The 2,561-nt window shown below is 39.0% G+C and carries 3 protein-coding genes; 1 reads left to right on the top strand and 2 read right to left on the bottom strand.

The window, feature by feature from the left end:
- Positions 1 to 71: 71 nt before the first annotated feature.
- Positions 72 to 1,535, bottom strand: coding sequence for a TrkH family potassium uptake protein (locus AAX18_RS00025; RefSeq protein WP_005629751.1), 1,464 nt, complete (start codon positions 1,533 to 1,535; stop codon positions 72 to 74).
- 2 nt (positions 1,536 to 1,537) lie between these two features.
- The gene (locus AAX18_RS00020; RefSeq protein ID WP_005629753.1) at positions 1,538 to 2,158 is read right to left on the bottom strand and encodes a YigZ family protein; all 621 of its coding nucleotides are present in this window, start codon (positions 2,156 to 2,158) and stop codon (positions 1,538 to 1,540) included.
- Between the two features lie 115 nt (positions 2,159 to 2,273).
- Here AAX18_RS00020 and tusA point away from each other — a divergent pair, with 115 nt between their 5' ends.
- Complete coding sequence (tusA, locus tag AAX18_RS00015) at positions 2,274 to 2,513, top strand: sulfurtransferase TusA (protein ID WP_005630802.1); 240 nt, start codon at positions 2,274 to 2,276, stop codon at positions 2,511 to 2,513.
- Positions 2,514 to 2,561 lie beyond the last annotated feature (48 nt).

Here is a 2,561-nt window from a genome sequence, read left to right as displayed (position 1 = left end):
GATGGAAATATAAACGGTTCCCTCAAAAGTGCGGTCAAAATTCGAAATATTTATTAAAAATTAAACCTCAGCTAAGATCTCCAGAATGCAGGTGTAAATAATGCTAAAAGAGTAAAAATTTCTAAGCGCCCACATACCATTGCGATAGTTAAAATCCATTTCGCACTATCTGGAATGGCGATCATATTACTACTAACAGCACCTAATCCTGGCCCTAAATTATTTATACTCGCCAACACAGCATTAAAGGCATTGAAAGGTTCAACGCCACAAGCAATGACACCGAGTAAACAAATTAAAAATACTAAAATATAAGCCGAAAAGAATGCCCAAATACTACCAATCACTCTTTCATCTAATACATTTTTTCCCCATTTAATTGGATAAACCAAATTAGGATGGACTACGCGTTTGAGTTCTCGTTTTCCTTGTAGGTAAAGCACTAATACACGCGCAACTCTTAAACCACCACCAACAGATCCAGCACACCCCCCCATAAAAGATGCAGAGATTAACAATACGGGCACAAATGAGGGCCAAGCGGAAAAATCAGACGTTGTGTAACCTGTTGTGGTAGAGATAGAGACAGCCTGAAACAATACCTGCTCAAAATCTTGCCATGAAGTCTTAAAGTAACTGTATCCCCACATTACTGAAGTACAAACCCCAACTAAAATAACTTGGATACTGATAAAAAAACGAAATTCAGGATCACGTAAATAAATTTTGAAGAAATTTTCACGTCCAATCGTTGAAAAAGCACGGAAATGTAGACCAAAGTTACAAGCAGAAACTAATAAAAATAAAACCGTAATTCCGTTAATCAATGGGCTATTGAAATAACCGATACTGGCATCATGCGTTGAAAAACCGCCAATAGAAACAGTCGAGAAACTGTGGGTAATCGCATCAAAAACACTCATTCCTGCCAACCAATAAGCTAAAGCGCATGACAAGGTTAAAGAAAGGTAAATCATCCACAAAACTTTTGCGGTTTCAGTAATCCGAGGGCGAATTTTTTGTTCCTTCATTGGACCAGACATTTCTGCACGGTAAAGTTGCATTCCGCCAATGCCTAAAAGGGGAATGATCGCAATCGCTAATACAATGATCCCCATCCCACCAAGCCATTGTAAAAACTGTCGGTAAAACAAAATTGCTTTTGGTAAATTATCCAATCCAGTCATCACGGTGGCACCTGTCGTCGTTAGGCCCGAAAAAGCCTCAAATACAGCGGACGCCACCGTTAAGTGTGGTGCATCAAACAATAGAAGCGGCAAAGTAGCCAAGCCGCCAAGTACAAACCAAAAAGCCACAACAATCAAAAAACCATCACGGGATCGTAATTCTTGTTTATGGTGATGGCATGGCCACCAAAGCAATGTGCCCGCCGTCAAACTCAACATAAAAGCCTGCATAAATGCCTTACCGCCACCATCGCCATAAATCAGTGCGACAAATGCTGGAATCAGCATCGTGCCAGAAAAACACATCACAAGAATACCAATAATTCGGATAATCGATAAAATATGCACTATTATTCGCCTGTTTCTAAAAGTTGGATGACTAATCTGCCCGCAGACTTTTCCGTTAATTCTGAAGAAAAAACATCGACTGTTTTTTCACTAATACCTAAAATCAAATGAATATTTGCCTGAAAATCTTGAGATAAAATCTCAACCTGATATTTTTCACAAAGTTGTTGGACTAAATTTAGCTGGCCATAATCACAATCAAGTTTGAAAGGGGTTCGTTCAACTTTAATTTCGCTTTCAATCAGCTTTAACGCTTGTTGTACGCCATTACCGTAAGCACGAACTAATCCGCCTGTTCCAAGCAAAATACCACCATAATAGCGAACTACCACCGCACTAATTTCACCTAATTGACTACCTTGCAATGCACTCAACATTGGCTTTCCTGCCGTTCCAGCAGGTTCGCCATCATCAGAAAAACCAAGTTGTAGAGAATCTGTTGGCTTGCCTGCTACGGCAGCCCAACAATGATGCCGAGCATTTGGATGTTCTTGTTTAATCTTTGCCCAAAAAGCTCTTGCATCTTCTAAACCTTCGGTATGCTGTAAATAAGTAATAAAACGGCTTTTCTTAATTTCTTCTTCAAAAACAACCGCTCTTTTAGGAACGAGGTATTCCGCCATTTATTTTTTCAAGGTAATTTCAATAGCACTAGTCTATCACTGATGACTGGGATTTGTCGAAATTTTGCCGTAAGTGCGGTATGATATGGCTCTGTTTTTCAAAAGAAAAAAGAATATGTCTGAAATTTCCGTCACACAAACCCTAGATACTTTAGGATTACGTTGCCCAGAACCTGTCATGCTTGTTCGTAAAAATATTCGTCATCTTAACGATGGAGAAATACTTTTGATTATTGCTGACGATCCTGCAACAACAAGAGATATTCCAAGTTTCTGTCAATTTATGGATCACACATTACTGCAAAGTGAGGTGGAAAAACCGCCGTTCAAATATTGGGTGAAAAAAGGAAAATAAAAAATCGGCCGCATTAAAGTAGCGGCCGATTTTTGTTAATTATTAAAG

It is taken from the genome of Haemophilus haemolyticus (assembly GCF_001008205.1).
Lineage (GTDB): Bacteria > Pseudomonadota > Gammaproteobacteria > Enterobacterales > Pasteurellaceae > Haemophilus > Haemophilus haemolyticus_Q.
This window is presented reverse-complemented; position numbering and strand designations above follow the sequence as displayed.

What these genes read in the sequence shown, in the direction of transcription:
- AAX18_RS00020 (WP_005629753.1), bottom strand. Translation starts at nt 2,158, where the DNA reads ATGGCGGAATACCTCGTTCCTAAAAGAGCGGTTGTTTTTGAAGAAGAA.
- tusA (WP_005630802.1), top strand. Translation starts at nt 2,274, where the DNA reads ATGTCTGAAATTTCCGTCACACAAACCCTAGATACTTTAGGATTACGT.